This is a genomic window from Hymenobacter actinosclerus (assembly GCF_900111515.1).
Classification (GTDB): domain Bacteria; phylum Bacteroidota; class Bacteroidia; order Cytophagales; family Hymenobacteraceae; genus Hymenobacter; species Hymenobacter actinosclerus.
Genome location: NZ_FOHS01000004.1, coordinates 245806 through 270351, shown reverse-complemented (window position 1 = coordinate 270351; position 24546 = coordinate 245806). Strand labels below are relative to the sequence as shown.

Annotated in this window: 20 protein-coding genes and 1 tRNA gene; 10 read left to right on the top strand and 11 right to left on the bottom strand. The window is 62.9% G+C overall.

The genetic code is table 11. The features are described from left to right. Positions 1 to 52: 52 nt before the first annotated feature. The gene (locus BMY67_RS15890) at positions 53 to 2554 is read right to left on the bottom strand and encodes a bifunctional UDP-N-acetylmuramoyl-tripeptide:D-alanyl-D-alanine ligase/alanine racemase (protein ID WP_092773456.1); all 2502 of its coding nucleotides are present in this window, start codon (positions 2552 to 2554) and stop codon (positions 53 to 55) included. A gap of 235 nt (positions 2555 to 2789) precedes the next feature. On the opposite strand from BMY67_RS15890, the gene BMY67_RS15885 reads away from it, so the two are divergent. The 5 genes from BMY67_RS15885 (at position 2790) to BMY67_RS15865 (ending at position 8403) form a co-directional block, all read left to right on the top strand. Further along, positions 2790 to 5405, top strand: a complete 2616-nt coding sequence (locus BMY67_RS15885; protein WP_092773454.1) for a YfhO family protein — start codon at positions 2790 to 2792, stop codon at positions 5403 to 5405. 134 nt (positions 5406 to 5539) lie between these two features. After that, positions 5540 to 6445: a 1-aminocyclopropane-1-carboxylate deaminase/D-cysteine desulfhydrase gene (locus BMY67_RS15880; RefSeq protein ID WP_092773605.1), complete on the top strand. Its 906-nt coding sequence runs from the start codon at positions 5540 to 5542 to the stop codon at positions 6443 to 6445. Positions 6446 to 6589: 144 nt separating this feature from the next. Next, on the top strand, positions 6590 to 7219 hold the full coding sequence (locus BMY67_RS15875) for a DUF4230 domain-containing protein (protein WP_092773452.1): 630 nt from the start codon (positions 6590 to 6592) through the stop codon (positions 7217 to 7219). Between the two features lie 185 nt (positions 7220 to 7404). Next, the gene (locus BMY67_RS15870) at positions 7405 to 7872 is read left to right on the top strand and encodes a redoxin domain-containing protein (RefSeq protein WP_092773450.1); all 468 of its coding nucleotides are present in this window, start codon (positions 7405 to 7407) and stop codon (positions 7870 to 7872) included. A gap of 3 nt (positions 7873 to 7875) precedes the next feature. Next, a complete protein-coding gene (locus BMY67_RS15865) occupies positions 7876 to 8403 on the top strand; it encodes a DsbA family protein (protein WP_092773448.1) in 528 nt (175 codons plus the stop codon). Between the two features lie 131 nt (positions 8404 to 8534). Here the strand turns inward: BMY67_RS15865 and BMY67_RS15860 are convergent, their stop codons facing one another. Beyond that, complete coding sequence (locus BMY67_RS15860) at positions 8535 to 9038, bottom strand: regulatory protein RecX (protein WP_092773446.1); 504 nt, start codon at positions 9036 to 9038, stop codon at positions 8535 to 8537. A gap of 240 nt (positions 9039 to 9278) precedes the next feature. On the opposite strand from BMY67_RS15860, the gene BMY67_RS15855 reads away from it, so the two are divergent. The 3 genes from BMY67_RS15855 (at position 9279) to BMY67_RS15845 (ending at position 13832) form a co-directional block, all read left to right on the top strand. Beyond that, positions 9279 to 10037: a ferritin-like domain-containing protein gene (locus BMY67_RS15855; protein ID WP_245745066.1), complete on the top strand. Its 759-nt coding sequence runs from the start codon at positions 9279 to 9281 to the stop codon at positions 10035 to 10037. Positions 10038 to 10085: 48 nt separating this feature from the next. Next, positions 10086 to 11048, top strand: coding sequence for a ferritin-like domain-containing protein (locus BMY67_RS15850; RefSeq protein WP_092773442.1), 963 nt, complete (start codon positions 10086 to 10088; stop codon positions 11046 to 11048). 147 nt (positions 11049 to 11195) lie between these two features. Next, positions 11196 to 13832, top strand: a complete 2637-nt coding sequence (locus tag BMY67_RS15845) for a DUF5686 and carboxypeptidase regulatory-like domain-containing protein (protein WP_092773440.1) — start codon at positions 11196 to 11198, stop codon at positions 13830 to 13832. A gap of 200 nt (positions 13833 to 14032) precedes the next feature. Here BMY67_RS15845 and BMY67_RS15840 read toward each other — a convergent pair whose 3' ends face one another. Then, complete coding sequence (locus BMY67_RS15840; RefSeq protein ID WP_092773438.1) at positions 14033 to 14314, bottom strand: DUF4834 family protein; 282 nt, start codon at positions 14312 to 14314, stop codon at positions 14033 to 14035. Between the two features lie 24 nt (positions 14315 to 14338). After that, complete coding sequence (locus BMY67_RS15835) at positions 14339 to 15091, bottom strand: FkbM family methyltransferase (RefSeq protein WP_092773436.1); 753 nt, start codon at positions 15089 to 15091, stop codon at positions 14339 to 14341. Between the two features lie 135 nt (positions 15092 to 15226). Here BMY67_RS15835 and BMY67_RS15830 point away from each other — a divergent pair. Next, positions 15227 to 15302 (top strand) — tRNA-Thr (locus tag BMY67_RS15830). A 529-nt stretch (positions 15303 to 15831) separates the two neighbouring features. Here BMY67_RS15830 and BMY67_RS19385 read toward each other — a convergent pair. Next, positions 15832 to 16296, bottom strand: a complete 465-nt coding sequence (locus BMY67_RS19385; protein WP_177189870.1) for a hypothetical protein — start codon at positions 16294 to 16296, stop codon at positions 15832 to 15834. Positions 16297 to 16399: 103 nt separating this feature from the next. Beyond that, positions 16400 to 17806 carry a dihydrolipoyl dehydrogenase gene (gene lpdA / locus BMY67_RS15825; protein WP_092773434.1) on the bottom strand — a complete coding sequence of 469 codons (1407 nt, stop codon included), beginning with the start codon at positions 17804 to 17806 and terminating at the stop codon, positions 16400 to 16402. Between the two features lie 190 nt (positions 17807 to 17996). On the opposite strand from lpdA, the gene BMY67_RS15820 reads away from it, so the two are divergent. Continuing rightward, positions 17997 to 19115 (top strand): alpha/beta fold hydrolase, encoded by a 1119-nt coding sequence (locus BMY67_RS15820; protein ID WP_092773432.1) that lies wholly within the window; start codon positions 17997 to 17999, stop codon positions 19113 to 19115. Between the two features lie 459 nt (positions 19116 to 19574). Here BMY67_RS15820 and BMY67_RS15815 read toward each other — a convergent pair whose 3' ends face one another. From BMY67_RS15815 to BMY67_RS15795, 5 genes are all read right to left on the bottom strand, one after another. Beyond that, positions 19575 to 20273: a carboxypeptidase-like regulatory domain-containing protein gene (locus tag BMY67_RS15815; protein ID WP_092773430.1), complete on the bottom strand. Its 699-nt coding sequence runs from the start codon at positions 20271 to 20273 to the stop codon at positions 19575 to 19577. A 64-nt stretch (positions 20274 to 20337) separates the two neighbouring features. Further along, positions 20338 to 20787 (bottom strand): hypothetical protein, encoded by a 450-nt coding sequence (locus tag BMY67_RS15810; protein WP_019947006.1) that lies wholly within the window; start codon positions 20785 to 20787, stop codon positions 20338 to 20340. Positions 20788 to 20933: 146 nt separating this feature from the next. Further along, positions 20934 to 21311, bottom strand: coding sequence for a hypothetical protein (locus tag BMY67_RS15805; protein WP_019947005.1), 378 nt, complete (start codon positions 21309 to 21311; stop codon positions 20934 to 20936). 452 nt (positions 21312 to 21763) lie between these two features. Continuing rightward, positions 21764 to 22477: a Crp/Fnr family transcriptional regulator gene (locus BMY67_RS15800; RefSeq protein WP_092773428.1), complete on the bottom strand. Its 714-nt coding sequence runs from the start codon at positions 22475 to 22477 to the stop codon at positions 21764 to 21766. 289 nt (positions 22478 to 22766) lie between these two features. Next, on the bottom strand, positions 22767 to 24440 hold the full coding sequence (locus BMY67_RS15795) for a M1 family metallopeptidase (protein WP_092773426.1): 1674 nt from the start codon (positions 24438 to 24440) through the stop codon (positions 22767 to 22769). Positions 24441 to 24546: the final 106 nt, after the last annotated feature.

Here is a 24546-nt window from a genome sequence, read left to right as displayed (position 1 = left end):
ATGCAGCAATATTTTATTCCTCCAAGCCAACTATATATTTAAATGGTATCACTTACTCCGCCAAAAACACGCGCTTCACCCGTTCGCTTACATTGGTGAGCAGTTCGTAGGCAATGGTGCCAATGCGGGCCGCCAGGGCGGGTAGTGGCAGGCCCTCGCCAAACACCACGGCCTCGTCGCCGGCCCGCACGCCCGCCACGCCCGTTACGTCTACCATGCACATGTCCATGCACACGCTGCCGACCAGCGGGGCGCGCTGCCCCCGTATCAGCACCTCCCCTACCCCGCTGCCGAAGCGCCGGTCGTAGCCGTCGGCGTAGCCGATGGCCAGCGTGGCAATGCGCCGCTCGTGGGCGGTGGCCTCGCCGCGGCGGCCGTAGCCCACGGTGTAGCCGGGGGGCAGGGTTTTCACCTGCGAAACCGTGGTGCGTAGCGTGCTCACGGGCCGCAGGGCCTCGGGCCGCTGGCCGCCGGCCTCCACCCCGTACAGGCCGATGCCCAGGCGCACCATATCGAACTGAGCCTCCGGGAAGCGCAGGATGCCGGCCGAGTTGAGCGCGTGCTTGAGCACCGGGTAGCCGATGATGCGCTCCAGCTCGGGCGTAAGCCGGGCAAAAGCGGCCAGCTGGCCCCGCGAAAAATCGTCCTGACCGGCCTCGTCGGCGCTGGCCAGGTGGGTGAGGGCACTGGCTACCGTTACCAGCGCGGCGTTGGCGTGCAGCAGCGCGCCCAGTTCGGCCACATCGTCCTCGCCAAAGCCCAGGCGGCGCATACCGGTATCGAGCTTGAGGTGAATGGGCGGCAGCGGAGCCTGACGGGCAGCATCGAGGTAGCCGTGCAGCAGCTCAAAGGAGTAGATTTCGGGCTCGAGGTGGTACTGGCGCAGGGTGGCGAACGAGTCGGGGGCCGGGTTCATCACCATAATGGGCAGGCTTATGCCCTGGCGGCGCAGCTCCACGCCCTCGTCGGCGTAGGCCACGGCCAGGTAGTCGGCGCGGTGGAACTGGAGCAGGTTGGCCACTTCCATCGAGCCGCTGCCGTAGGCGAAGGCCTTCACCATCACCATCAGCTTCACGCCGGGTTGCAGCTGGCGGCGATAGAAGTTGAGGTTGTGCACCAACGCGTCGAGGTTTACTTCGAGCACCGTGCCGTGCAGCTTCTGCTGGAGTGCGGCCACCACCCGCTCGAAGCCGTAGCGGCGGGCGCCCTTTACCAGCAGCAGCTCCTGCCGGAAATCGTCGGGCCGGAAATCGGCCAGCAGCGCGTCGGTATCGGGGTAGAAACGGGTTTGCAGGCCGGCAAAGGCCGCCTGGTGCCGGCTGATGTCGGGGCCGACGCCGATGAGGCGCCCCACGCCCGAGGCGGGCAGCAGGGCGGCCACGCGGGCGTAGAGCTCGGCGCCGGCGAGGCCTGATTCGAGCACGTCGGAAAGGATGAGGGTGCGCGGGAGGCGGCGGGGCTGGCGGCTGAGCGCGTCGAGGGCCAGGCGCAGGCCGGCCAGGTCGTTGTTGTAGGTGTCGTCGAGCACGTAGCAGCCGTTGAGGGCCTGCTTCATCTCCAGGCGCATGGCCACGGGCTGCAGCCGCTCCAGCCGCCGCTGCAGCTCGGCGGGGTCCAGCCCGCGGTGCAGCAGCACCACCAGACCGTGCAGAGCGTTTTCCAGCGAGGGCTCGTCGGCGAAGGGCAGCGTGAAGGTGTGCGCTTCAGCATCGGCCTGCTTCACGCGCAGCACGGTGCGGTCGGCCAGCGTCTCCTTGACCGACACCAGCCAGCGGGCCTCGCCGGCCTCGTACACGGCCCGCTGGCGGGTCCAGGCGGCCAGCCGTTCGGGCGACAGCTGGCGGCGGGCGGCGGCGTGCACCAGCGGGTGGTCGGCGCAGTAGAACAGGGTTTCGACCTCCCCGAACAGGCGCATCTTCTCCTCTACCTTGTCTTCCCAGCCGGCAAAGCCGGCGTCGTGGGCGGTGCCCAGGTTGGTGAAGATGCCCAGCGTGGGCTGAATGACGCGGGCCAAGCGGGCCATTTCGCCGGGCTCCGAGATGCCGGCCTCGAAGATGCCCAGCGTATGCCGCTCGTTCAGCTCCCACACGCTCAGCGGCACGCCCACCTGCGAGTTGTAGGAGCGCGGACTCTTGCACACCAGCTCATCGGGGCTCAGCAGCTGCGCCAGCCACTCCTTGACGATGGTTTTGCCATTGGAGCCGGTGATGCCAAAAACAGGCAGCGCGAACTGCCGCCGATGGTGGGCCGCCAGCGCCTGCAGGGCTGCCAGTACGTCATCTACCACTAGGAAACCGGCCTCGGGGTAGGCCTCCAGGCCTTCTGGCAGCTCAACGCCGGTTTCCACCACAAATTGCCGCACGCCGGCCCGGTAGAGTTCGGGCAGGTAGCGGTGGCCGTCGTGCTGGGGGCCGCGCAGGGCGAAAAACAAGCTGTCGGCGGGCGTTTCGACGCGGCGGCTGTCGAGCAGCAGCCGCTGCACCGGGGCCGGGGCGGCGGGTTGCTGGAGCACGGCGCCGCCAAGTAGCGCGGGCAGGTCGGAGAACTGGAGCATGGGGCAAAAGTAGCGGTTGGGTGACGGAGGAAGTTGGCGTCGGCCCCGCCCGTCATTCAGCGCATGTGGCGCATCAAGCCAGGGACGAAGAATCTCGCGTGCTGACGCTAAAAGGCAACCCAACGTCAGCACGCGAGATTCTTCGCCCCGCTCTGAATGACGTTCCTTATATGTTCCCCCTCCCGCCAACATCTAGTACCTTCGGGCTTCTGATTCCGACTTCTTTTCAAGCCGAATGACTACGACTCTTCGCCCTTCGCCCGCGCCGCTGTGGCGCCGGGTGCTGCCGCACCTGCTGGCCCTGCTGTTTTTTCTGGCCCTGGCCAGCGTGTATTTCGCCCCGATTCTGTTCGAGAACCAAACTCTGGCCCAGCACGACATCGTGCAGTTTCAGGGCGGCGCGCACGAGGCGGCCGAGTTTCGGGAGGCCACCGGCCAGGAGGCGCTCTGGACGAACTCCATGTTCTCGGGCATGCCCACGTACCTCATCAGCACCCGCTTTCCGGGCGATTTGAGCATCTACCTGCACAAACTGTTCACGCTCGATTTACCGGCCGTGGTAGCCAACCTGTTTCTGGCGCTGGTGTGCGGTTACGCGCTGGGGTTGGCGCTGGGACTCTCGCCGCTGCTGAGTGCGGTGGGCGCGGTGGCGCTGGGCTTCACGAGCTACAACCTTATTATTCTGGCGGCCGGCCACAACACCAAGAGCCTGGCGCTGGCCTACGCGCCGCTGGTGCTGGCGGGCCTGCTCGTTACGTTTCGGCGCAACAAGTGGCTGGGGCTGGCTTTGTTCACGCTGGGCCTCACGATGAACATCCGCTCCAATCACCTCCAGATAACCTATTACCTGTTGCTGCTGGTGCTGGTATTTGGGATAGTGGAGCTGATTTTTGCTTTCAGGGAGAAGCGCCTGCCCGCCTTTTTCACGCGCACGGCCATGCTGGCGGTGGGGGCGCTGCTGGCAGCGGGCGTGAGCTTCGGCCGCCTTTACACCACGCTGGAGTACGGCAAGTACAGCATCCGGGGCCGCTCGGAGCTGACCACCCCGCCGCCCGCCGCGCCCGGCCAACCCGTATCGGAGGAGCCCGTGGATGGAGGCTCGGGGCTTAACCGCGAGTACGCTTTCAGCTACAGCTACGGCATCGGCGAAACGGCTACCCTGCTGATTCCGAACTTCTACGGCGGGGCTTCGCAGATGAAGCTGAGTGAGAATTCGGCCACCGGCAAGGCCCTCGTGGCCGCCGGCGTACCGCCCGTGCAGCTGGCCGACTACCTGGCCCAGATGCCCACCTACTGGGGCGACCAGCCCATCACGAGCGGGCCGGTGTACGTGGGCGCGGTGGTGTTTTTCCTGTTCGTGCTGGGTTTGATGGTGGCCGACCGCCGCACCCGCATCTGGCTGCTGGTGGGCACTTTATTGTCGATTGTGCTGGCCTGGGGCAAGAACTTCGAGACCTTCAATTACCTGATGTTCGACCTGTTTCCGGGCTACAACAAGTTCCGGGCCGTGAGCATGGCGCTGGTAATTGCCCAGCTGGCCATGCCGGTGCTGGCCGTGCTGGCCCTGGCGCGGGTGCTGCGGGGCCGTGCGGGCTTCGCGCCAGACCCGGCCGCGGCGCCCATCAGCAGCCACCCCAGCCTGGCCGCGCTGGCCGGCCGGCCGCTCGATGATGCCGACACCGCCTACCTGAAAAAGCACGTGCTGCGGGCGCTGGCCATTACGGCCGGCCTGTGTGGGCTGGCTTTTCTAGTGGGTCTGGTGTCCGATTTTTCGGCCCCCATTGATGCCCAGCTCCAGCAGGGCGGCTTCCCGCTCGAAGCCATTCGGGCCGACCGCGCCTCGCTGTTGAACAATGACGTGTTCCGCTCGCTGCTGTTCGTGGGCCTGGCGGGCGGGGTGCTGTGGTTTTTCCTGCAGCGCAAGCTGTCGGTAGGCATGGCGGCCGCGCTGATGGGCTTGCTCACGCTGGTTGACTTGTGGGGCGTGGATAAGCGCTACCTCAACGACTCGAATTTCCAGCGCGAAACCGTGGCCGAGCAGTTCGTGCCCTCGCCCGTGGATGAGCAGATCAAGCAGGACAAGGACCTGAGCTACCGGGTGCTGAACATGGCCAACCCCTTCAACGACGCCCAGACCTCGTACTACCACAAGAGCATCGGGGGCTACCACGGCGCCAAGCTGCGCCGCTACCAGGATTTGATTGAGCGGCAGATTTCGCCCCAGCTTCAGCGCATCTACACTGAAAACCGGCCCGATGCAGCCCCGGTGCTCAACATGCTCAACACCCGCTACCTCATCACGCCGCCCGCCGAGAAGCAGCCCGCCCAGGCCATCCGTAACCCCGGCGCGCTGGGCAACGCCTGGTACGTGAGCCGGGTGCAGGCCGTGCAGAGCCCCGACCAGGAAATCCAGGCCCTGACCACCCTCGACCCCGGTACCACGGCCGTTGTGGATGCCTCGAAGTTCCCCGGCCTGAAACCTAGCTACGCCGCCGAAGGCTCCACCATCGCCCTAACCAAGTACAGTCCCAACGAGCTGACCTACCGCACCACCGCCGTGCAGGATGGCCTCGTGGTCTTCTCGGAAATCTACTACGCCGACGGCTGGCAGGCCTACCTCGACGGCAAGCCCGTACCCCACCTGCGCGCCGACTACGTGCTGCGCGCCCTGCCGGTGCCGGCCGGCACCCATACCATCGAGTTCAAGTTCGAGCCTACCGCCTATGCCCTGGGCAACACCGTGTCGCTGGTATCGTCGGTGCTGCTGATTCTGCTGCTGCTGTGGGCCACCTACTACGCCTTCTGGAGCCGCCCGGCAACGGAGCAGCCGGGCGAGCTGGCGGTGGGGTAACTGGGTGAACTTTCTGTCATCCTGAGCGGCGCGAAGGACCTTCTTCTGGTAGCATTAATCGTTGTATAGATGCTATCGGAAGAAGGTCCTTCGCGCCGCTCAGGATGACAATTGGTTTTTCCCACTTCCTGAACATGGATTTCCTCACCCATCCCCTCCTCATCACCGACCTCGGTGAGCACCACGGCGTGCAACTGCTGCTGGCCCGCGACGAGCTGACGCACCCGGAGCTGCCGGGCAACAAGTGGCGCAAGCTGAAGTATAATTTGCAGGAAGCTGACCGGCTGGGGCTTGCTACGCTGCTGACGTTTGGCGGGGCCTACTCCAACCACCTGGCCGCCGTGGCGGCAGCGGGCCGACTGCTGGGCCGGCGCACCGTGGGCTTCGTGCGCGGCGACGAGCTGGCCCATCGGCCCCTCAACCCCACCCTGGCCCGCGCCCGCACCGACGGCATGGCCCTGCACTTCCTCGACCGCGAAACCTACCGGCGCAAGCACGAACCAGCGGTACTGGCCGCGCTGCTGCGCGAAACCGGCCCGGCCTACGTGCTACCCGAGGGCGGCTCCAACACCCTGGCCCTGCCCGGCTGCGCCGAGCTGGCCCAGGAGTTGCTGGCCCGCCTCGATTTCGACGTGCTGGCCGTGGCCTGCGCTACCGGCGGCACGCTGGCCGGCCTGCTCACGGGCCTGGCCGGGCAGCGCCGGGCCCTGGGCGTAGCCGCCCTCAAAGGCGCCGATTTCCTGCGCGATGATATCAATCAGCTCACCCAGCAGGCGACCGGCCACACCTACGCCAACTGGGAGCTGCGCACCGACTACCACGGCGGCGGCTACGCCCGCCTGAGTCCGGAGTTGCGGCAGTTTATCGTTGACTTCCAACAGCGCCACGGCATCCTGCTCGACCCTGTTTATACCGGCAAGCTGCTGTTCGGGCTGCTGGATCTGGCCGCGAAGGGGCACTTCCGGCGCGGCAGCACCGTGGTAGCCATCCATACCGGCGGGTTGCAGGCCTGGTCCGGCTTTGGCGGCCAGCCAGGTTGAGTGGCAGGCTGCAAACTACTAGGGGGCAAGTCGTGAGCTGCCAGACACGGTAAAAGTGGGTATTGGAGCTGACGTAACTCGTCGGCAAACGAGCTTCTCTCGTATTTGACTCCAACACCCATTCACCGAGTCACCCGTTTCCCGATGCCTAACCTACTGCGCCGCCTGCTGCCCCTGCTGTTTCTGGTCGGGCTGGGGTGGTTTCTCTGGACTAAAGTGCGCCCCGCGCTGGCCGATTTTGAGAACCCGCTCAACCCCGCGCCCCGCATCACTGTCACCCACAACACGGTGCTGCAGAAGGTGGAGGCCCTGGGCCGCATGGAGCTGGTGCGCTACGAGTTCCGCGACGTGGTGGAGTACAAGAAGAGCACCTACCGCTTCCTGCCCGACGCCAAAGTGGCCCTCATCGTGGCCGGCAATGCCATCGGCTGCCTCGATTTGCGCAAGCTGCGCCCCCAGGACGTGGTAATGGAGGGCGACTCGATAGTGCGCGTGGCGCTGCCGGCGCCGGAGCTTTGCGTCTGGCAGATTGACCACAGCAAAAGCAAGGTTTACAGCATCGAAAATGGTTTTTTTCAGGACGCCGAACTGGTCGATGCCGGCTACAAATACGCCGAGCAGAACGTGCGCCGCGCCGCCCTCAACTCGGGCATTCTGGCCCAGACCGAGCAGAACGCCCAGCAGATTCTGAAGCCCATGCTCGAAACCATGACCGGCCGCCGCGTTATCCTGAGCCGGCAGATGCAGAACCCGACCATGCCCGCCCGTCGGTAGTGAGGCCGGTGGGGTTGGCGCAATAGGAACGGTTGCTTCAAGCGCCGCCGGCTTTTCGGGCCGACAGCCGGCCCGGACAACTGCCTGGCATCGCCCGGCGTAAGCAAGTACCCGGCATCAGAAGCGACAAAACGCGCCGGACCGCCTGCTTACCATTCCTATTCATTTACGCAACGCGAATTATCATGCTTGAAGCCAACACGCCTGCCCCCGATTTTAAGTTGAATTCTACCCCCGACCAGAAGCTGGCCCTGAGTGACTTGCAGGGCCAGAAAGTGATTCTGGCCTTTTATCCGGCCGACTGGAGCCCGGTGTGCGGCGACCAGATGGTGCTCTACAACGAAACCAGCAAGCTTTTCTCCAAACACAACGCCCAGGTAATCGGCATTTCGGTCGACAGCAAGTGGAGCCACCTGGCCTTCAGCCAGGACCGCAACCTGCACTTCCCGCTACTGGCCGATTTCGAGCCCAAAGGCGAAGTAGCCCGCCAGTACGGCGTGTACGATGAGGAAACGGGCGAGGCCAAGCGCGCCTTGTTCGTGATTGATGAGCAGGGCGTTATCCAGTGGAGCTACCTGTCGCCAGCCGGCATCAACCCCGGGGCCAACGGCATTCTGGATGCGCTGGAAGAAATGGACAAGAAAACCGCCTAAGCTATGAGCAACCAACTGAAACCGGCCGTCGACGGCCACGACCATTCCCAGGGCCCCCGGAGCGCCCCGCTCGAACTCGTCGAATACGGCGACTATCAGTGCAGCTACTGCGGCGAGGCCTATCCGGAAGTAAAAGCGGCCCGGCAGGCGCTGGGCGATAAGCTGCGGTTCGTGTTCCGCAATTTCCCGCTGACCGAAGCGCATCCCCACGCCCAACAGGCCGCTCTGGCCGCCGAGGCCGCGGCCCGGCAAGGCAAGTTTTGGGAAATGCACGACGCCCTTTACGAGCATCAGGACCAGCTCGATTCGGCCGGTTTGCAGCAGCACGCCCAGCAGCTGGAGCTGGATATGGACCAGTTCCAAAGCGACCTGAAGTCTTCGGCCGTGACCGAGAAAGTGGAAGCCGACTTTGAAAGCGGCGTACGCAGTGGCGTGAACGGGACGCCCGCCTTCTTCGTGAACGGAGAGTTGTACCAGGGTAACTGGCAGGATGGCGAGCTAACCCGTTTCCTGCAAAGCCAGCTTCAGTAACGCGAACTTTGTAGTTCGCGGCCCTACGCCGCTGGCTTGGCTTGCAACGGAGCGGCGCCGCGAACTACCAGGCTCGCGCTGCTGCATAACGCCCAAACGAAAGCCGTGCTCCCGCCCCGGGAGCACGGCTTTTATTCGTCCTCGTCCTCCGCTTCCTTGCCCAAATCATCCAGCGCCATTTTAATCAGGTCTTGCTCGTAGCCTTTGCCCATCAGGTACGCCTGAATTTTCTGACGGCGCTTGCCGGGGTGGCGCTCCTTCTCCTGGCGGTCCTTCTTTTCGAGCAGATCAACCAAATTCTGGTAGTACTGGTCGCCGTCGATTTCCTTCATACCCGACTTGATGCAGTACTCGGAGATGCCCTTCTGCTTGAGCTCCTGCATGATGCGGCGGCGGCCCCATTTTTTGCTGCTGTAGTGGCCGCGCACGTAGGCCTGGGCGAAACGCTCCTCATCCAGCAGCTTCTCGCGGCTCAGGCGGATGATGATTTCGCCCGCTTCGTCCTCATTCAGGCCGTAGCTGCGCAGCTTGGACTCCACTTCCTTCTGGTAGCGCTCCTGGTAGGCGCAGAACTCGGCAATTTTGCGCAGGGCCTCGGTGGGCGTGTAGAACTTGGGGGCAGCGGGTTTGAACATAGCGGGCGGTAGGGTAGCAGGTGTGTCATGAAAGACACGCTTACCCTCAAAAATGTTCGGCGGTCGGTTGCTACCCTAATTAGCAGAAACCAAGCGCTACGGGCCGTTTTGCTGAATCGGACCATCCGTAAAAACACGGATGGCAGGGGCGTAAAAATACGTATTTGCAAAAAGCAGGTCAACGTCCGCCCGCCTCTTGCGCGTAAACGACACACGTTTCACCCTCTTATCTATCTACTGATGAGCTCTATTCCTTCTTTGCCGCCGGTTGGTCCCGGCACTGCCGATGCGCCGCTTCTGCCGCGTCGGTCATTCCTGCGCTACTCCGGGGCCGGCCTGGCCGTGGGCGGCCTGCTGCTGGCTGGCTGCGACGACGACAACGACGACATTACCCCCGGCGGCACCATCGATGTGGGCTCGGGCGACACTGGCGTGCTCAACTACGCCTATGCCCTTGAGCAGCTCGAAGCCGCGTTTTATGCCAAGGTGAAAGAGGGCGCCTACTACAAAGGCCTGGCCGGGGGCAGCCTCGAAAAGCAGGTATTTGACGATCTGGCCATTCACGAGCAGATTCACGCCGACTTCTTCAAGAAGGTGCTCGACACCAAGGCCATCAAGGCCCTGGAGCCCGACTTTTCGACCATCAAGTTCGACGACCGCAACAGCGTGCTGGGCGCGGCCAAGTCGTTCGAAGATTTGGGCGTGGCCGCCTACAACGGTGCCGGCCGCTACATCCAGACGCCCGCGTACCTGCTGATTGCCGGTAAAATCGTGTCGGTGGAAGCCCGCCACGCCGCCCTGATCCGCGACCTGATCAACTACAACACGTTCGTGGGCTCCGATGTGGTGGATTTGTTCACGCCCACCAACGCTACCAGTGCGCCCGGCGTAGGCTCGGGCACCGGCAAGGAGAAGTCCATGATGCCGACCGACGTGGTGAACATGGCCAACAAATTCCTGAAGGACGGCTCTAAAATCAGCGCCAGCAACATCAAATAAGGCGGTTCGTCGCCCCATCCACTTTCTCGCCTTTGCTCTTTTGCTCCTATGGACTTCTTCAAACTAATTTCCGACATCGAGCGGGTTGACCCCGAAATCTACGACCGTCTCGACTCGCGCCGCCGGGTGTTCAGGCACTTCGGCCTGGCCGGCAAAACCCTTACGGCGGCCATGCTGCCCAACCTGGTGAGCGGCGTATTTCAGCGCGCCTACGGTCAGACCACCCTCAACCCCGATATCGTGGCAGTGCTCAACCTGGCCCTCAGCCTCGAATACCTTGAGTATTACTACTACGATTCGGGCCTGAAAGCCACCAACCTCATTCCGGCCGCCGACCGGCCGGCTTTCGAAATTATCCGCAACGACGAATCGGGCCACATCAAAGTGCTGCGCGAGGCGCTGGGGGCCGCCGCCATTCCCGACCCGGGCCGCGCCACCTTCGACTACTCGGGCGGCAAGGGCAGCGGCACCGGACCGTTTGCGGCCGCTTTCGGCAACTACGCCCTGTACCTGGGCGTGGCGCAGTCGTTCGTTGATACGGGTGTGCGCGCCTACAAGGGCGGGGCTACCAAGCTGATGTCCAACAAAGACATTCTGGAAGCCGCGCTCAACATCCACTCGGTGGAAGCCCGCCACTCCTCGCACGTGCGCACGGTGCGCCGCGGGGTGGCCGCCAACGCCGCCGCCATTACGGTGCCCGGCAACCTGGCCGACCTCAACAAGCAGCCGAAAAGCTGGATTTCGGGCACCGACAACGGAGGGCCTTCGCCCAGCACTACGCCCTCGACGGCGGCCGTTTACGGCCCCGGCGTGCCCGCCACCGGGGGCCCTACCGACCTGTTCTTCCCCGCCGACAGCAACACAACCCAGGCCGGCGTCGACCTGCTGACCAACACGGCCGGCGCCACGGCGGCCTCGGCCTCCGAAGCCTTCGACGAGGCGCTCGATGCCGCAACGGTGAAGACCATTGCCCGTAATTTCGTTGATGCCAAGAGCACGTTGTTCGTGTAGCAGACAGCGCAACGCCGCGGCCGGCCTACCGGAAGCAACGCAACAGGAGTGCCCGCCGGGCGCTCCTGTTTTGTGTTTAGGGGGCACCGGGCAACTGTTTTCGGCCGGATTGTATCTACCTTGCCGAAGACTGATAACTACTGGTTTATGCGCTTATTATTGTCGGGAGTGTGCTCCTTGCTGCTGTTACTATGGAATGCCCCGGCCTGGGGTGGTGTGGTGCGCGGCCGCCTCATCGACCCCAAAGGCGAGGGTTTGCCGTTCGCCAACGTGGCCGTGCGCGGCAGCACTACCAGCACCGCCGCCAACGAGCAGGGCGACTACCAGCTGCGGCTGGCGGCCGGCACCTACGAGCTGGTGTTTCAGTACGTGGGCTACCGGCCCAGCCAGCAAACCGTGCGCGTGGCCGGCGGCGACACGGCCACGGTGCTCAACGTCACGCTCACGCCCGAAAACTACCAGCTGCGCGAAGTGGTGGTGCGTGGCTCTGATAAGGACCCCGCCTACGCCATCATTCAGCAGGCCATGCAGTGGCGGCGCTACCACGAGCGCGAGGTAGCCGCCTTCAAGGCCCGCACCTACGTGAAAACCCTGGCCCGCTTCTCCGACGTGCCGGGCAAGATTCTGGGTTTGGTGAAGGTGGGCCCCGATTTCAAGCCGGGCATTTTCTACCTGGCCGAGTCGGTGTCGGAGCTCAGCTTCCGGCAGCCCAACGTGGTGCAGGAACGCATGATTTCCTCGCGGGTGAGCGGCGACGCCAAGGGGTTGAATTTCAACCGGGCCAGCGCCGGCCGGGGGCTCAACTTCTACCAGAACCTGCTGAAAAGCGGCTTTTCGGAACGCGGCTTCGTGTCGCCGATTGCCAGCAACGCCTTCCTGTTTTACCGCTACGAGCTGGAAGGCAGCAGTCCGCAGGGCGGCCTGCTGATTCATAAAATCAAGGTGACGCCCCGCCGGGCCTCCGACCCGGTGTTTGCCGGCCACATCTACGTGGTCGATGGCACCTGGCGGCTGCAATCGGTGTCGCTGGACCTGACCAAGGGCGCGCAGATTGACTACGTCGACCGCCTGCACATCGAGCAGCTGTTCGGCCCCGCACCGGGGCCGTCGGATGTGTGGGTGATGCAGTCGCAGCGCATTACGGTCAATTTTACGGCCTTCGGGTTCAAGGGCAGCGGCTACACCACGGCGGTGCTCTCCAATTACCGCGTAACGCCCACCTTCCCCAACCGCCCCGCCCCCACCGCCGCCCCCGCGCCCCCGGCGCCCGACGATGCGCCCGTAGGCCGCGAAACCGTGGCCGACGTGAAGCGCCAGCGCCCCGACCTGAGCGGCCTGAGCCGGGCGGTGCGCCGCCAGGCCAAAAAGGCCGAGCAGGCCAGCGCCCGCGATACCAGCGGCGTGGGCAAGCTGCGCAAGGGCGAAATCATGCTGGTAGAAAAGGACGCCAGTGAGCGCGACACCGCCTACTGGGCCAGCATCCGGCCCACGCCCCTCACCGACGAAGAGCAGAAGGACTACCGGGTGAAGGACAGCACCGAGGTCATCCGCAAGTCGCGGCCCTACCAGGATTCGCTGGACCGCAAGCGCAACCAGCTGGGTGTGGGCAACTTGCTGCTGACGGGCTACACCTACAGCAACACCTTCGAGAAGCGCAGCTGGTCGGCAAAACCCATATTCAACACCCTCAGCTACAACACCGTGGAAGGGGTCGTGCTCAACCCCGAAGTTACCTTCCGGCAGCGCACCGACGACCGCCGCTACTGGACGGTTACGCCGAGCCTGCGCTACGGCTTCAGCAGCCGGGAGCTGAGCCCGAGCGTATCGGCCGAGTGGCAAACCCACCCGGTGCGGCTGGACCGGCTGCTGGTACGGGTGGGCCGCACCGTGGAGAACTTCGACCGCAACAGCCAGCTCACGCCCTTTATCAACAGCTACTACACGCTGCTCGAAAACCGCAACTACGCCAAGCTCTACCGCCGCGACGGGGCCTCGCTGGGCTACCAGTGGGAGCCGCTCAACGGCCTCACGCTGCTGGCCCGCGCCAGCTACGATGTGCGCCACGAGCTGTTCAACACCACCACCAAGCTGCTCCGCAACGATGCCGACCGCCGGTTTACGCCCAACGACCCGGTGGCCGCCGAGCTGCCCGGCGGCACCGGCTTCGGCCGCAGCCGCGCCCTGAGCACCGAGCTGCTGGCAACCTTTCAGCCCGCGCAGCGCTACATCACGCGCCCCACCGGCAAGTTCAACCTGGGCTCGAAGTACCCCACTTTCTCCCTGATCTGGCGGCAGGGCATCGGTGGCGTGCTGGGCTCCGATGTGCGCTACACGCTGCTGCAAGCTGGTGTAAGCCACGCGGTGCAGCTTGGCTTGTTGGGCACGAGCAGCTACCACGTAGCGGCCGGCTTCTTCCCCGGCTCGCCCCGGCTGGCGTTCATGGATTACCGCCATTTCAGCGGCAACCGCGCCTACCTGGCCGCCGATTTCAGCCAGTTCCAGCTGCTCGACTACTACCGCTACAGCAGCGCCGACCAGTATGTGGAGGCCCACTACAACCACCATTTCAACGGTTTCCTGCTGAACAAAATCCCGCTGCTGCGCCGCCTCAAGTGGCAGGAAGTGGCCTCGCTCAACTACCTCACCACCCCCGCCGCCGGCCACTACCTGGAGCTGGGCGCCGGCATCGAACATGTATTCAAGGTCATGCGGGTCGATTTCTACACCAGCCTGCAATCGGGCCGCCGCGCCGGCACCGGCATCCGGGTAGGGCTCGGGTTTTAGCTTTTTGAGCTACCAGCTGGCTGCTATTAGCCCCAGCAGGGCGACATATTGGTAGTAGGCAAGTTTTAGAGTGAAAGCCCCGGCGGGGCGACACCAACCGTTGAACGATGGGCGCCGCTCCGCTGGGGCTTTTATCCTTCTGAATGCCTTGCTGCTCCTGATAGGCCGCCTTTCCGGGACTTACGGCTAATGGCTCAAACTTACTTTACCTCCTCGAAGTCGACGTACTCGCCGCCTTTAAACTCCCTGGTGTCGGGCTCGGCCTGCGGCGGCACGTAGTCGACGTGGACTTCGCCGGGGGCGGTAGCGGGGCGGGCGGGCTCCGGGCGCGGCGGCTGGCTGAACGGATTCTGGCCGAACTGCTGCCCGAACTTTTGCGCCTGCTTCTTCACCAGCGCCCCCACCACCAGCCGCAACACCACGGGCAGAATGTAGCGGCTGACGAGCCAGATGACGAGCAGGATTATCAGGAATTTGGCCATGGCAACGAAGCCGAAAGTGACGGCTCAGGAAACAGGTTGAAAGTAGAAATCGGCCGTGACGGCGCTGGTGAGCTGCTCCGGCGAGCAGGCCACGAGTTCTGAACGCGCCGAAAGCACAAATGGTTTGTAGCCCAGGTCGGCCAGCAGGGCCACCACCTGTTGGCGGTTTTCGAGGCCGTTGAGCTCCGTCTGAATCAGGGGGCGGCAGCGGCGCAGGGTGGCCTGCAGGTTGGCAAACACCACCGACTCGAAGCCCTCCACGTCGCACTTCACGAAATCGAGGCGGGGCAGGTCGGCCAGCAGCTCGTCGGGTACGCGCATGGGCACCTCGTAGGTGCGGGCGTAGGTTTCGGTGGGGCTGCTGGCGGCAATTTTGGTCATGCCGTGGTGCAGCAGGCCGGCGCGCTCGGGCGTGCCCATCTGCACGGTGGTGTTTTCGCTGCCCAGGGCATAGGGCAGCAGCGTGAGGTTGTCGTAGCCGCTAAGCCGCACATTGTCGTGCCAGATGGCCTGGAAGGCCGGTATCGGCTCCACGGCCAGCACCCGGCCTGTGGGCCCCACCAGCCGCGACAGGGCCACCGAGTAGTAGCCCAGGTTGGCCCCGATATCGAGGCACACGAAGCCGGGGCGCACTATTTTCTCCAGAAAGAACAGTTCGGGGTACTTGGCCCGGCCCCAGCCCGCGCCCACCAGCCGCAGGTACACGCGGCTCACGAGCCGGATGTAGCGCTCGAAGCCCAGCGTGCGTACCAGCAGTTTACGAATCGATTTTACCATGCTACCCGCAAAGATGCCGCAAAGCCCCGGAACTGCCCGCAGCCGGCGGCCGAAAAAAAACCGACGGCTCCTTGCACGTTCAGGGCCGGGGGTTCTATCTTTGCAGCCCCGGCGGGTCCGCTGCCGGAGGTAAGCGCCTCTTTAGCTCAGCTGGTAGAGCAGCTCATTCGTAATGAGCAGGTCGTTGGTTCGAGTCCAATAAGAGGCTCCATCGTTCAAAAAACCGTTTCTCCTTCCGGAGAAGCGGTTTTTTTGTTTCCAAGCAATGGGCGCTTTCCCGCAGCGGGCGGCAGAACTACCGACGCACCCGGTACTCCCAGCTTGGGCCACGCCGCCATCATCCGCGACTTCGTGCCCTACGACCCCCGCTTCCGCCTCCGGGAGCTACGCGAGGTGCTCAGGTAACGGGCCGCCATGGATGCCAAGAAAACCGCCGCCCATGCAAAGCGACTAACGACCAGCGAAGCCAACATCAACGCCCACCAAAACCCGCTACCGGCCTAACCCGCCCCCGCTACTCGAAGAAACTATCTGCCACTGTTGTGGTGGGCAGTTTCTTTGTTGGGCAATAACGAAAAGTGGCCGAAAGTCTTAGGAGCTTCGGCCACTTTTCGTCTTACCATCTGCAAAGAATTAATCTTTAATCATATATCAAAATCCTTGGATCACATTTAATCGCAAAATCTACATAAATAAAACAGTTTTTTTTACAAAAAAACTGTTTTATACGGCTGTTTCTTTCACCTGGAATAAATCCATTTAGTGTAATATGTCATGTAGCTATACATAAATTTTTTACGTACAACTACATGGTGATTGTCAAGCTCAGAAAAAGTATAATTTTCAGTAATAGGGAAATTGAATCCAGAAGGCCTGTTTAAAGCCACCACAAGGGTTGTATCCTTCAATTTATAAATTCCATCATTCGCACCAGCGTATATATAGGTTGAAGGCAGGAAAACCCACGTTGAATCCCCTATTTCCAAATACTCATCAGATTGACCAGGTCGCGAGTTTTTAATGTGGCTTGTAACAACACCAGACGCATCGTAATAAATACGTCCATTGTATTCGTACTCAAGCTTCCACTTACCTGGCAATTTGGGATTCGGGGCCGGATTGTTTTTATTATGACAAGCACCCAATACACAAAAAGTCAATACACACGCCCATTTATACCGCGGGGTAAATTCCAAGTTTGGCATCGATTGAACATAATGAAGTGTAGATGTAAGGCAAGTTCAAATAAAAGCCTGTAAAAGCACTGTCCCCAACGCTTTTACAGGCTTTTATTCGAGCAAGACCAAATTACATATGAATCGCCCGGTTGTCGGTGGCGGCCAGGCAGGCTTCCTTCATGGCTTCGGCGTAGGTGGGGTGGGCGTGGCTCATGCGGGCCACGTCTTCGGCCGAGGCGCGGAACTCCATGGCCGTTACGGCTTCGGCAATGAGGTCGGCGATGCGCGGGCCCACCATGTGTACGCCCAGGATTTCGTCGGTCGTTTTGTCGGCCAGCACCTTCACGAAGCCGTCGAGGTCGCCGGAGGCGCGGGCGCGGCCCGAGGCGCGGAAGGGGAAGTTGCCGGTTTTGTAGGCCCGGCCGGCTTCCTTGAGCTGCTCTTCGGTGTAGCCCACCCCGGCCGCTTCGGGCCAGGTGTACACCACGCCCGGAATGAGCAGGTAGTTGATGTGGGGCTTCTGGCCGGCCAGGGTTTCGGCCACGAACACGCCCTCTTCCTCGGCCTTGTGCGCCAGCATGGCGCCGCGCACCACGTCGCCGATGGCGTAGATGCCGGGCACGTTGGTTTGCAGGTGCTCATCGACCTTGATGCGGCCGCGCTCCTCCATTTCGATGCCGGCGGCCTCCAGGTTCAGGCCCGCCGTGTAGGGCGAGCGGCCCACCGCCACCAGGCAGTAGTCGCCCGCCACTTTCACCTCCTCGCCCTTGGGGCTGGTGGCGCTTACCGTTACGGTGTCGCCCTCGCGGGTGGCGCCGGTTACCTTGTGGCCCAGCAGAAACTTGATGCCGATTTTGCCTAGCACGCGCTTCAGCTCCTTGCCGATGCTGGAATCCATCGTCGGCACCAGCGCGTCGGTGTACTCGATAACGGTTACTTCGGAGCCCAGGCGAGCGTAGATGGAAGCCATTTCGAGGCCGATAACGCCGCCGCCAATCACGACGAAGCTCTTGGGCACCTCGCGGATGTTGAGCGCCTCGGTGCTGGTGATGATGCGCTCCTTATCCTGGGCAATGAAGGGCAGCACCGTGGGCTTCGAGCCGCTGGCAATGATGACGTTCTTGGTCTCAATCTGCTGCTCCTCGCCCCCGCCGGTGGGCTTGATTTTGATGTGCGTTTTATCGACGAACGAGCCCAGGCCGTGCAGCACGTCGATTTTATTCTTCTTCATCAGGTACACGATGCCGTCGGTGTTGGCCTTCACCACGCCGTTTTTGCGGTCGTTCATCTGGGGCATGTTCACCCGCAAATCGCTCAGCTCGATGCCGTGCTCCTGGAAGGTGCTGTGGGCGTTATGGTAGTGCTCGGTGCTGTCGAGCAGGGCCTTGCTGGGGATGCAGCCCACGTTGAGGCAGGTGCCGCCCAGCGTGTCGTACTTCTCGATGAGGGCCGTTTTGAGGCCCAATTGCGCGCAACGGATAGCGGCCACATAGCCGCCCGGCCCCGAACCGATAACGGTAACGTCGTACTGATTCATAGTCAGGAAATGTCGGTGGAAATCAACTACGGGCAAAGGTAGCGGTTGCGGCGGGGAAGTGAGTGAAGGAAAACAGATAACCACGCCGCCGGCTAAGCAACAGCTGCTGAGTGTCAAGCGTCTGTCGGAAAGCCTGTTCTTGTTCTTGTTCTTGTTCTTGTTCTTAGCACTCCTAAACCTGTTGCTACCAATGAACTACTTCCGCCTCACCCGACTGCTCCTCTGGCTGCTGGCTCTGCCGGCCGCGGCTCCCTGCTTCGGCCAGCGCCAACAGCCCGTTGCCGATGCCTATGCCCCGGCGCGCCGGATTATAGCCGACCTGGATTCCATTGTAACCCCAAACGGCATCCAGGAAATGTATCAGGTACCGCTCGGGGGCCAGCAGCAGTGGGTGTACGTACGGGGCCAGAACCGGGCGAATCCCATTCTGTTGTTCGTACACGGCGGTCCGGCCTCCCCGATGGCGCCCGTGGGGTGGGCGTTTCAGCGGCCGCTGGAAGAGTATTTTACCGTAGTACACTACGATCAGCGCGCGGCTGGCCGAACCTACGCCTCCAACGACACCACGCAGCTGGCCCCGACCCTGACCATTGGGCAGTACGTACGCGATGCGGTGGCGCTGGCCACCTTTATTACGCAGAAGTACCGCCAGCGGAAGGTAATTCTGGTTGGCCACAGCTGGGGCACTATTGTAGGCATGCAGGCCGCCCTAAGCCGCCCCGACCTGTTTTACGCCTACGTGGGCGTGGGCCAGGTAATCAATACCCGCGAAAATGAGCGCCTGAGCTTCGAGTATGCGCTTGCGCAGGCAGCGGCGCACCGGAACGAGGAGGCGCTGCGGGAGTTGCGGGCTATTGCGCCCTATCCGGGCCAGCAGCCCATCACTAGGGCGCGCATTGTTGTGGCCCGCAAGTGGCCGCAGTATTACGGAGGGCTATCGGCCTACCGCACTAATTCATTTTATTACTTCAATGCCCCGCTGCTTTCCCCGCTTTACACCCGCGCCGATGTAGCGGCTATTGATGCGGGCAGCCTGTTCACGCTAAGCCGGCTGCTGCCGGAGTTTCTCACCGTCGATTTTACGGCCGTTAAGTCGTTTCCCATCCCCGTCTTTATGTGCATGGGCCGGCACGACTACACAACCCCGTCGGCTCCTACGGCTACCTGGCTGCAGCAGGTGCAGGCCCCACTAAAGCAAGCCATCTGGTTTGACAACTCGGCGCATCTGATACCGCTGGAAGAGCCCGGTAAGTTCCTGCTGACCCTGGTGCAGGAAGTGCGGCCGCTGGCAGTGGCTGGCCAACGGTAGCTGCTTGCAGGCGAAGACGGAGGCCGGATCCTGGCCGGTTGGCTGGTTGGAGTAGCCGCCCGCTGGGCCGGCTGGCGCGGTCTGGCAGCTGCAGGTGCGGCCCCGCCGCCGTCCGCGCCGCTTCGCCGTAACAGCCCTTCCTCGCCTAACACGCAAAACGGCTCCCCACCCAGCCGAAGCTGGTAGAGGAGCCGTACGGGCATCAGTACACCAACCGATGCTCAACCGGGATGTACCTTCCTGGTGGTTGGTAGCCCTGGGAAAGCAGCGAAGCACCGCCTCACTTCCCGCCTGCCCGGGCGGCCTGCAACCTTCCGGGCAACACATGCGGCAGCACTTCGCCTTGATCTGCTCCCGGCCGGCAATACGCCCTCCGGAAGACTGAATAGCGCAAGCGGTGGGGAGAAGCCGACAGCAGGAGCCGGTTCGCCAAAGGACCGCTTGTGCGCTCTTAGCAGCTTAAAAAGACCACCAGTGGCGTTTGGCGGCAGCACGAGGCCGTAGTGTTACGTCGGCGGCAGCTCCGTCGGCCTGCGCGTGCAGGTCGGCATCCTGGTAGCCGCCGTAACCGTAGCGCAGGACCGTGCCGGCGGGCACTACCAGCGCGTACTCGCCCTGAGCATTAGTCGACACGCCCCGGCTGGTACCCGGCTGCAGCACGGTAGCCCCCACCAGCGGCGCACCTTGCACGTTCAGAATGCGGCCGCGCACCGTTACCATCCGGCGGGCCAGGCTGGCGTCGGCCACGCTGGCTTCGGCACCCGACGCCGGACCCAGCAAACCGGCGGCTTCTTCGGTGGGCAGGTTATCGGTGAAGGGCGTGTGCTCGGAGGGCAGGTGCGTACCGGCAAACACCATGGTGCCCACCAGTACCGCCGAAGCCACCAAGCTGCCGGCCCGCCGCCGGAACCGCACGGGCTCGGCCCGGATATGGGCCAGCTGCCGGTGCACCCAGCTGGGGGCCGCCGCGGCATCGTCGGCGGCGCGCAGGTGCTGCCAGCGCGCGAGGGTTTCGTGGGTCTGGCCGGCGTCGCGGTGCAGGTAGGCCTCTACGGCCTGGGCCGAGGCCTTGCTCAGGTCGCCGCGCAGGTAGGCGTCGCGGTACACCGGCAGCAGGTCGCCGGTGTGGGGGTCGAAGGGAGAAGCAGTAAGTTTCATACCAAAGCAGTTAGGGGTTAGAAGGTGAAAAACTGCCGCGGAAGCTGCTGCCCGCTTCGCCTCGTCAGGTGTCGCAGGTGCGCATTACTTCGCGGGCAATGGCCAGGTTGGTGTCGTGGCAGTCGACGGCCACATACAAAAAGCGCTTGCCGTCGGGCAACAGCCGCAACAGGTGCAGCTGCCGGCGCAGCGTAATCAGCAGCTCGGTTAGCTGCTCCTGCTGCTCCGACAGCCCCAGGGCCTTCAGGGCCTGCTGCTGCTGGCGGAGCACTGCGGCGTTGAAGCCGATGATTTTGGCCGGGTCGAAATCTTTGCTGCTGGTGTAGGAAGCCAGCAGCCGCCCGTCGGCCACCTCGCCCACGGCGGCGGCCACCAGTTCGGGCAGGCCGCCGAGCACGCGCCGCAGTAAGCCTTCGGCGTTGGCCCGGCCCGGTCCGGCCGGGGCCACGCCTACAATTTTGTTCAGGGGCGGGCCGGTCAGGCTTTGCAGATGATGTAGAAAGGGGATGTTCATTGCGCCAGGGCTAGCCGGGGCGCCGCGAGTCCGCCGCCCGACCCGCGAAGGGGCCGGCGGCCGGAAAAGGCCGGCCGTGCGCAGCGGCGCCGGTGCGGGGTGGCCAGTGGCCAGCAGCCCCGCACCGGGCGTCGCGGCAGCCGGAATTAGTTAAGCGACGGAGCGTGGGCACGCAGTACCTCGCGGGCAATGGCCAGGTTGGTGTCGCGCGAGCTCACGACCAGGTAGATAAACTTGTTGCTTTCGGTGAGCTTGAGCAGGTGAATCTGGTTGGTGAGCGTGATGAGGATGTCATCAATCGATTCGCCGGCCAGCTTGAGGGCCGCCATGGCCTTCTGCTTCTGCTTTACCACCTCGGTGTTGTAGGCGGCGGCCGTATCGGGGTTGATGCCGGCGGCGTTGGAGTGCGAGGCCAGGCTCATGCCGGAATTCACATCAACTACTGCCACGGCCAGCAGGGCCGGCAGGTCGTTGATGATGTCCTGGACTACTTTGCCAGCGGGGTTGTTTACGGAGTAAGCCATTTCAATGCAGGGGAAGGGGAACTGTGGAAGTGAAAAGCCGGGTTGTTTTGGAGTCAGGCGGAAGCGGCCGTAGTGCGGGTGCGCGGGCCCACGGTGGCCGGCACTACGGTAGCGGGCTGTCTCCAATTCAACCAACTGCCCAACCGCTCAGGGCGGCGATGAACAGGGTGGCTTGCTCTACAAAAGTCCCTTAGTAACCGACGAAAAGAAATGATGACGCTTACCGCGGGAAATGTTTATGGTTAAACTTTTCCCGCCGCGTACATTCTGGGACACCATTTTGGGATTAGGATAATCCAACTTCACCTCACCTTCTTTCTACCGCCCGCAAAAAGCTGCTCCCCAAACGGCCGGGGCCACCTGGGGAGCTACGCAACGGCCCGAAAAGCGGTTTCGGCCGGCTGTTTTTTGCGGGTTAATGCAGGGCTAAGTCTGAGCCGGGAAATCCGCGGTTAGTCGTAAAGGCTGGCCACTTCACGCAGGCTTTCCAGGCCCCGGATGCTGATGCGGCTGCCCTGGGTGGTCAACAGGCCTTCCTGCCGAAACTCGGAGAGCAGGCGGCTGGCGGTTTCCTTGGTCGTGCCGCTGAGGGCCGCCAAATCGTCGCGCGAAACAGGGATGCTGAAATATGCGGCAGAAGCGGCGGCGGGCCGGAAAGCCGCGTGCAGCAGCAGCAGCGCCCCGGCCACCCGCTCGCGCACGGGCTTGTAGGCGCTGTGCAGCAGCCGCTGCTCGGCCTCGCCCAGGTTGCGGGCCAGCAGCCGCAGCAACGACTGCGAAAACTGCGGGTTCTGGGCCAGCAGGCTGAAAAAGTCGGGCCGCGGCACCAGGCACACGATGCAGTCGGTGAGGGCCGTGGCGGCGGTGGTACAGGTGTCGCCGCTCATCAGCGAGCGGTAGCCCAGCACGTCGCCCTCGCGGGCCAGCCGGATAATGTGCTCCTTGCCGTCGGCGCTGCGGTTGGAAACCTTCACTTTGCCCTCGTACACGCAGTAGAGCCCCACGGCCCGGGCGCCCATCGCAAATATAAGCTGCCCCTTGCGGTAAAACTGGTGCATTTTTCCCCCTTCCACCAGCGCCAGTTCGGTATGGTGGCAGGCGCCCAGCAACGACTTCTGGTAATGCGGGCACTGCTGACAGTTGCTTGGGACTATAGGTACAGTCATCTAATCGGTTTATAAATTCGCCACGTTCACCCCGCCACACTATTTATACAAATAGTGCTATCAACAACACAGATTCACTAATGCCCTAAAAATTGATCAGGCAGTATGAGGCACTAAAAAATCACGCCGAATAGACAAGCCCCGGCTCAGCATAGTTCTCCTCCACTACTCAAATTTAGGCATTTACCCGAAAACCCCTCCGCAAACACTCCCTTTCTGGCAACGCATAACCAAGCTGGCCACTTCCCATATTGAAAGCAGAATGCATCAAAATAAGAATATAACTGCTCTACTCCACCAACACCCCGATATAGCAGTTATCCGTGTCCACTTCTAGGTTCTGCCTGGTCAGCCCCGGCAGGTTTATGGGCTGAAAAGTAGTGGTCAGCGGTAAAGCCACGAAACCAGTCATCCCTTTTACCCTAATGCGGGCGGGCAGCTCGAACTCGGGTTCCTCGGCCACCCAGCGGGCCAGCGGCGGGCCGGTCGCAGCCCAACGCACTTCCAGCACCGGCAGGCCGGCGTGGCGCAGGTACTGGTCGAAGACGGGCGTCAGGTTCTGGCCGGTTTGCTGGTTGAAGTAGTCGACTATCTGCCGGGTGGTTACGGTCTGATGGTAGAAGGTGCGGCCCAGACCCCGCAGCAGCTCGCGCCACTTCGCGTCGTCGGGCACGTAGGCGGTGCGCAGGAGGTGGAGCAGGTTGGCGCCCTTGTCGTACATATCCGACGAGCCCTCCTGGTTGACGCCGCAGGGCCCGATGATGGGGCCGTCGTTGCGGATGTTGCGGCGCTGGCCGTGGATGTACTGGCGGGCGGCGTCCTTACCGAACTGGGTTTCCACGAACAGGGCCTCGGAGTAGGTCGTGAAAGCCTCGTGCACCCACATATCGGCAATGTCTTTGGTGGTGATGTTGTTGCCGAACCACTCGTGGCCGCTTTCGTGGATGATGATGAAGTCCCACTTCAGGCCCCAGCCGGTGCCCGAGCGGTCGAGGCCCCGGTAGCCGTTCTTGTACTCGTTGCCGTAGGCCACGGCGCTCTGGTGCTCCATGCCCAGGTGGGGCGTTTCTACCAGCTTGTAGCCGTCTTCATAAAACGGGTAGGGCCCGAACCAGTATTCCATGCTTTTGAGCATAGGCTTCACGTTCTCGCCAAACTGCTTTTTGGCCTGGGCCAGGTTCTCGGGCAGCACCCAGTAGTCGAGCGTGAGCGGGCCTTTCTCGCCGGCGTAGGTGTCCTGGAAGTGGGCGTAGTTGGCCACGTTCAGGGCCACGTTGTAGTTGTTGATGGGGTTGCTCACGAACCAGTCGAAGCGGGTGGCGCCGCCTTTCAGCTTGGTGGTGCTCCGCAGGCGGCCGTTCGAGACGTTGGTCAGACCCCGGGGCACCGTCACGCTGATGAGCATGGAATCGGGCTCGTCGGCCTGCTGGTCTTTGCAGGGCCACCAGATGCTGGCCCCCACGCCCTGGCAGGCCGTGGCCACCCAGGGCTGGCCCGCGCCGTGCTCGGCAAACACCATCCCCCCGTCCCAGGGCGCGTTCTTGGCCACCGTCGGCTGCCCGCCATAGTACACCGTGAAACTGGCTTTCTGGCCCTTTCGGATGGGCGCAGGAAACGTGACGAACACGGCGTTGAATTCGCGGGTAAACGGCAGCGGCTGGCCCTGGTATTCCACCTTCTCCACGGCCAGGTTGGCAAACAAATCGAATTGCAGCCGCGTGAAGTCCCGCGTAGCGGTAAACTGGAATTCATTGGAGCCCCGGATGGCCCGGCTGGCCACATCCAGCCGCACATCGAGGTGATAGTAGTTGATATCGTAGCAGCTCCGCAGCGGCGAGTCGTAGTTGCCCCGCAGCGAATCGGCGCGGCTGAAACCGGCCGGGGCAGCACCTTGTAACAGTTGCGCCTGAGTGGCTGGAGCGGCGGCTAATAAAGAGGCTAGCAAGAATAAGAGGCGGGGCATAAGGAGGGAAATCGTGAAACGGGGTAGAGACGCAACATTTTGCGTCTCGTCGTTGAACGGCAGGGTTGCACGACAGGCGTCAACAACGGTGTAGAGAAGCATATTT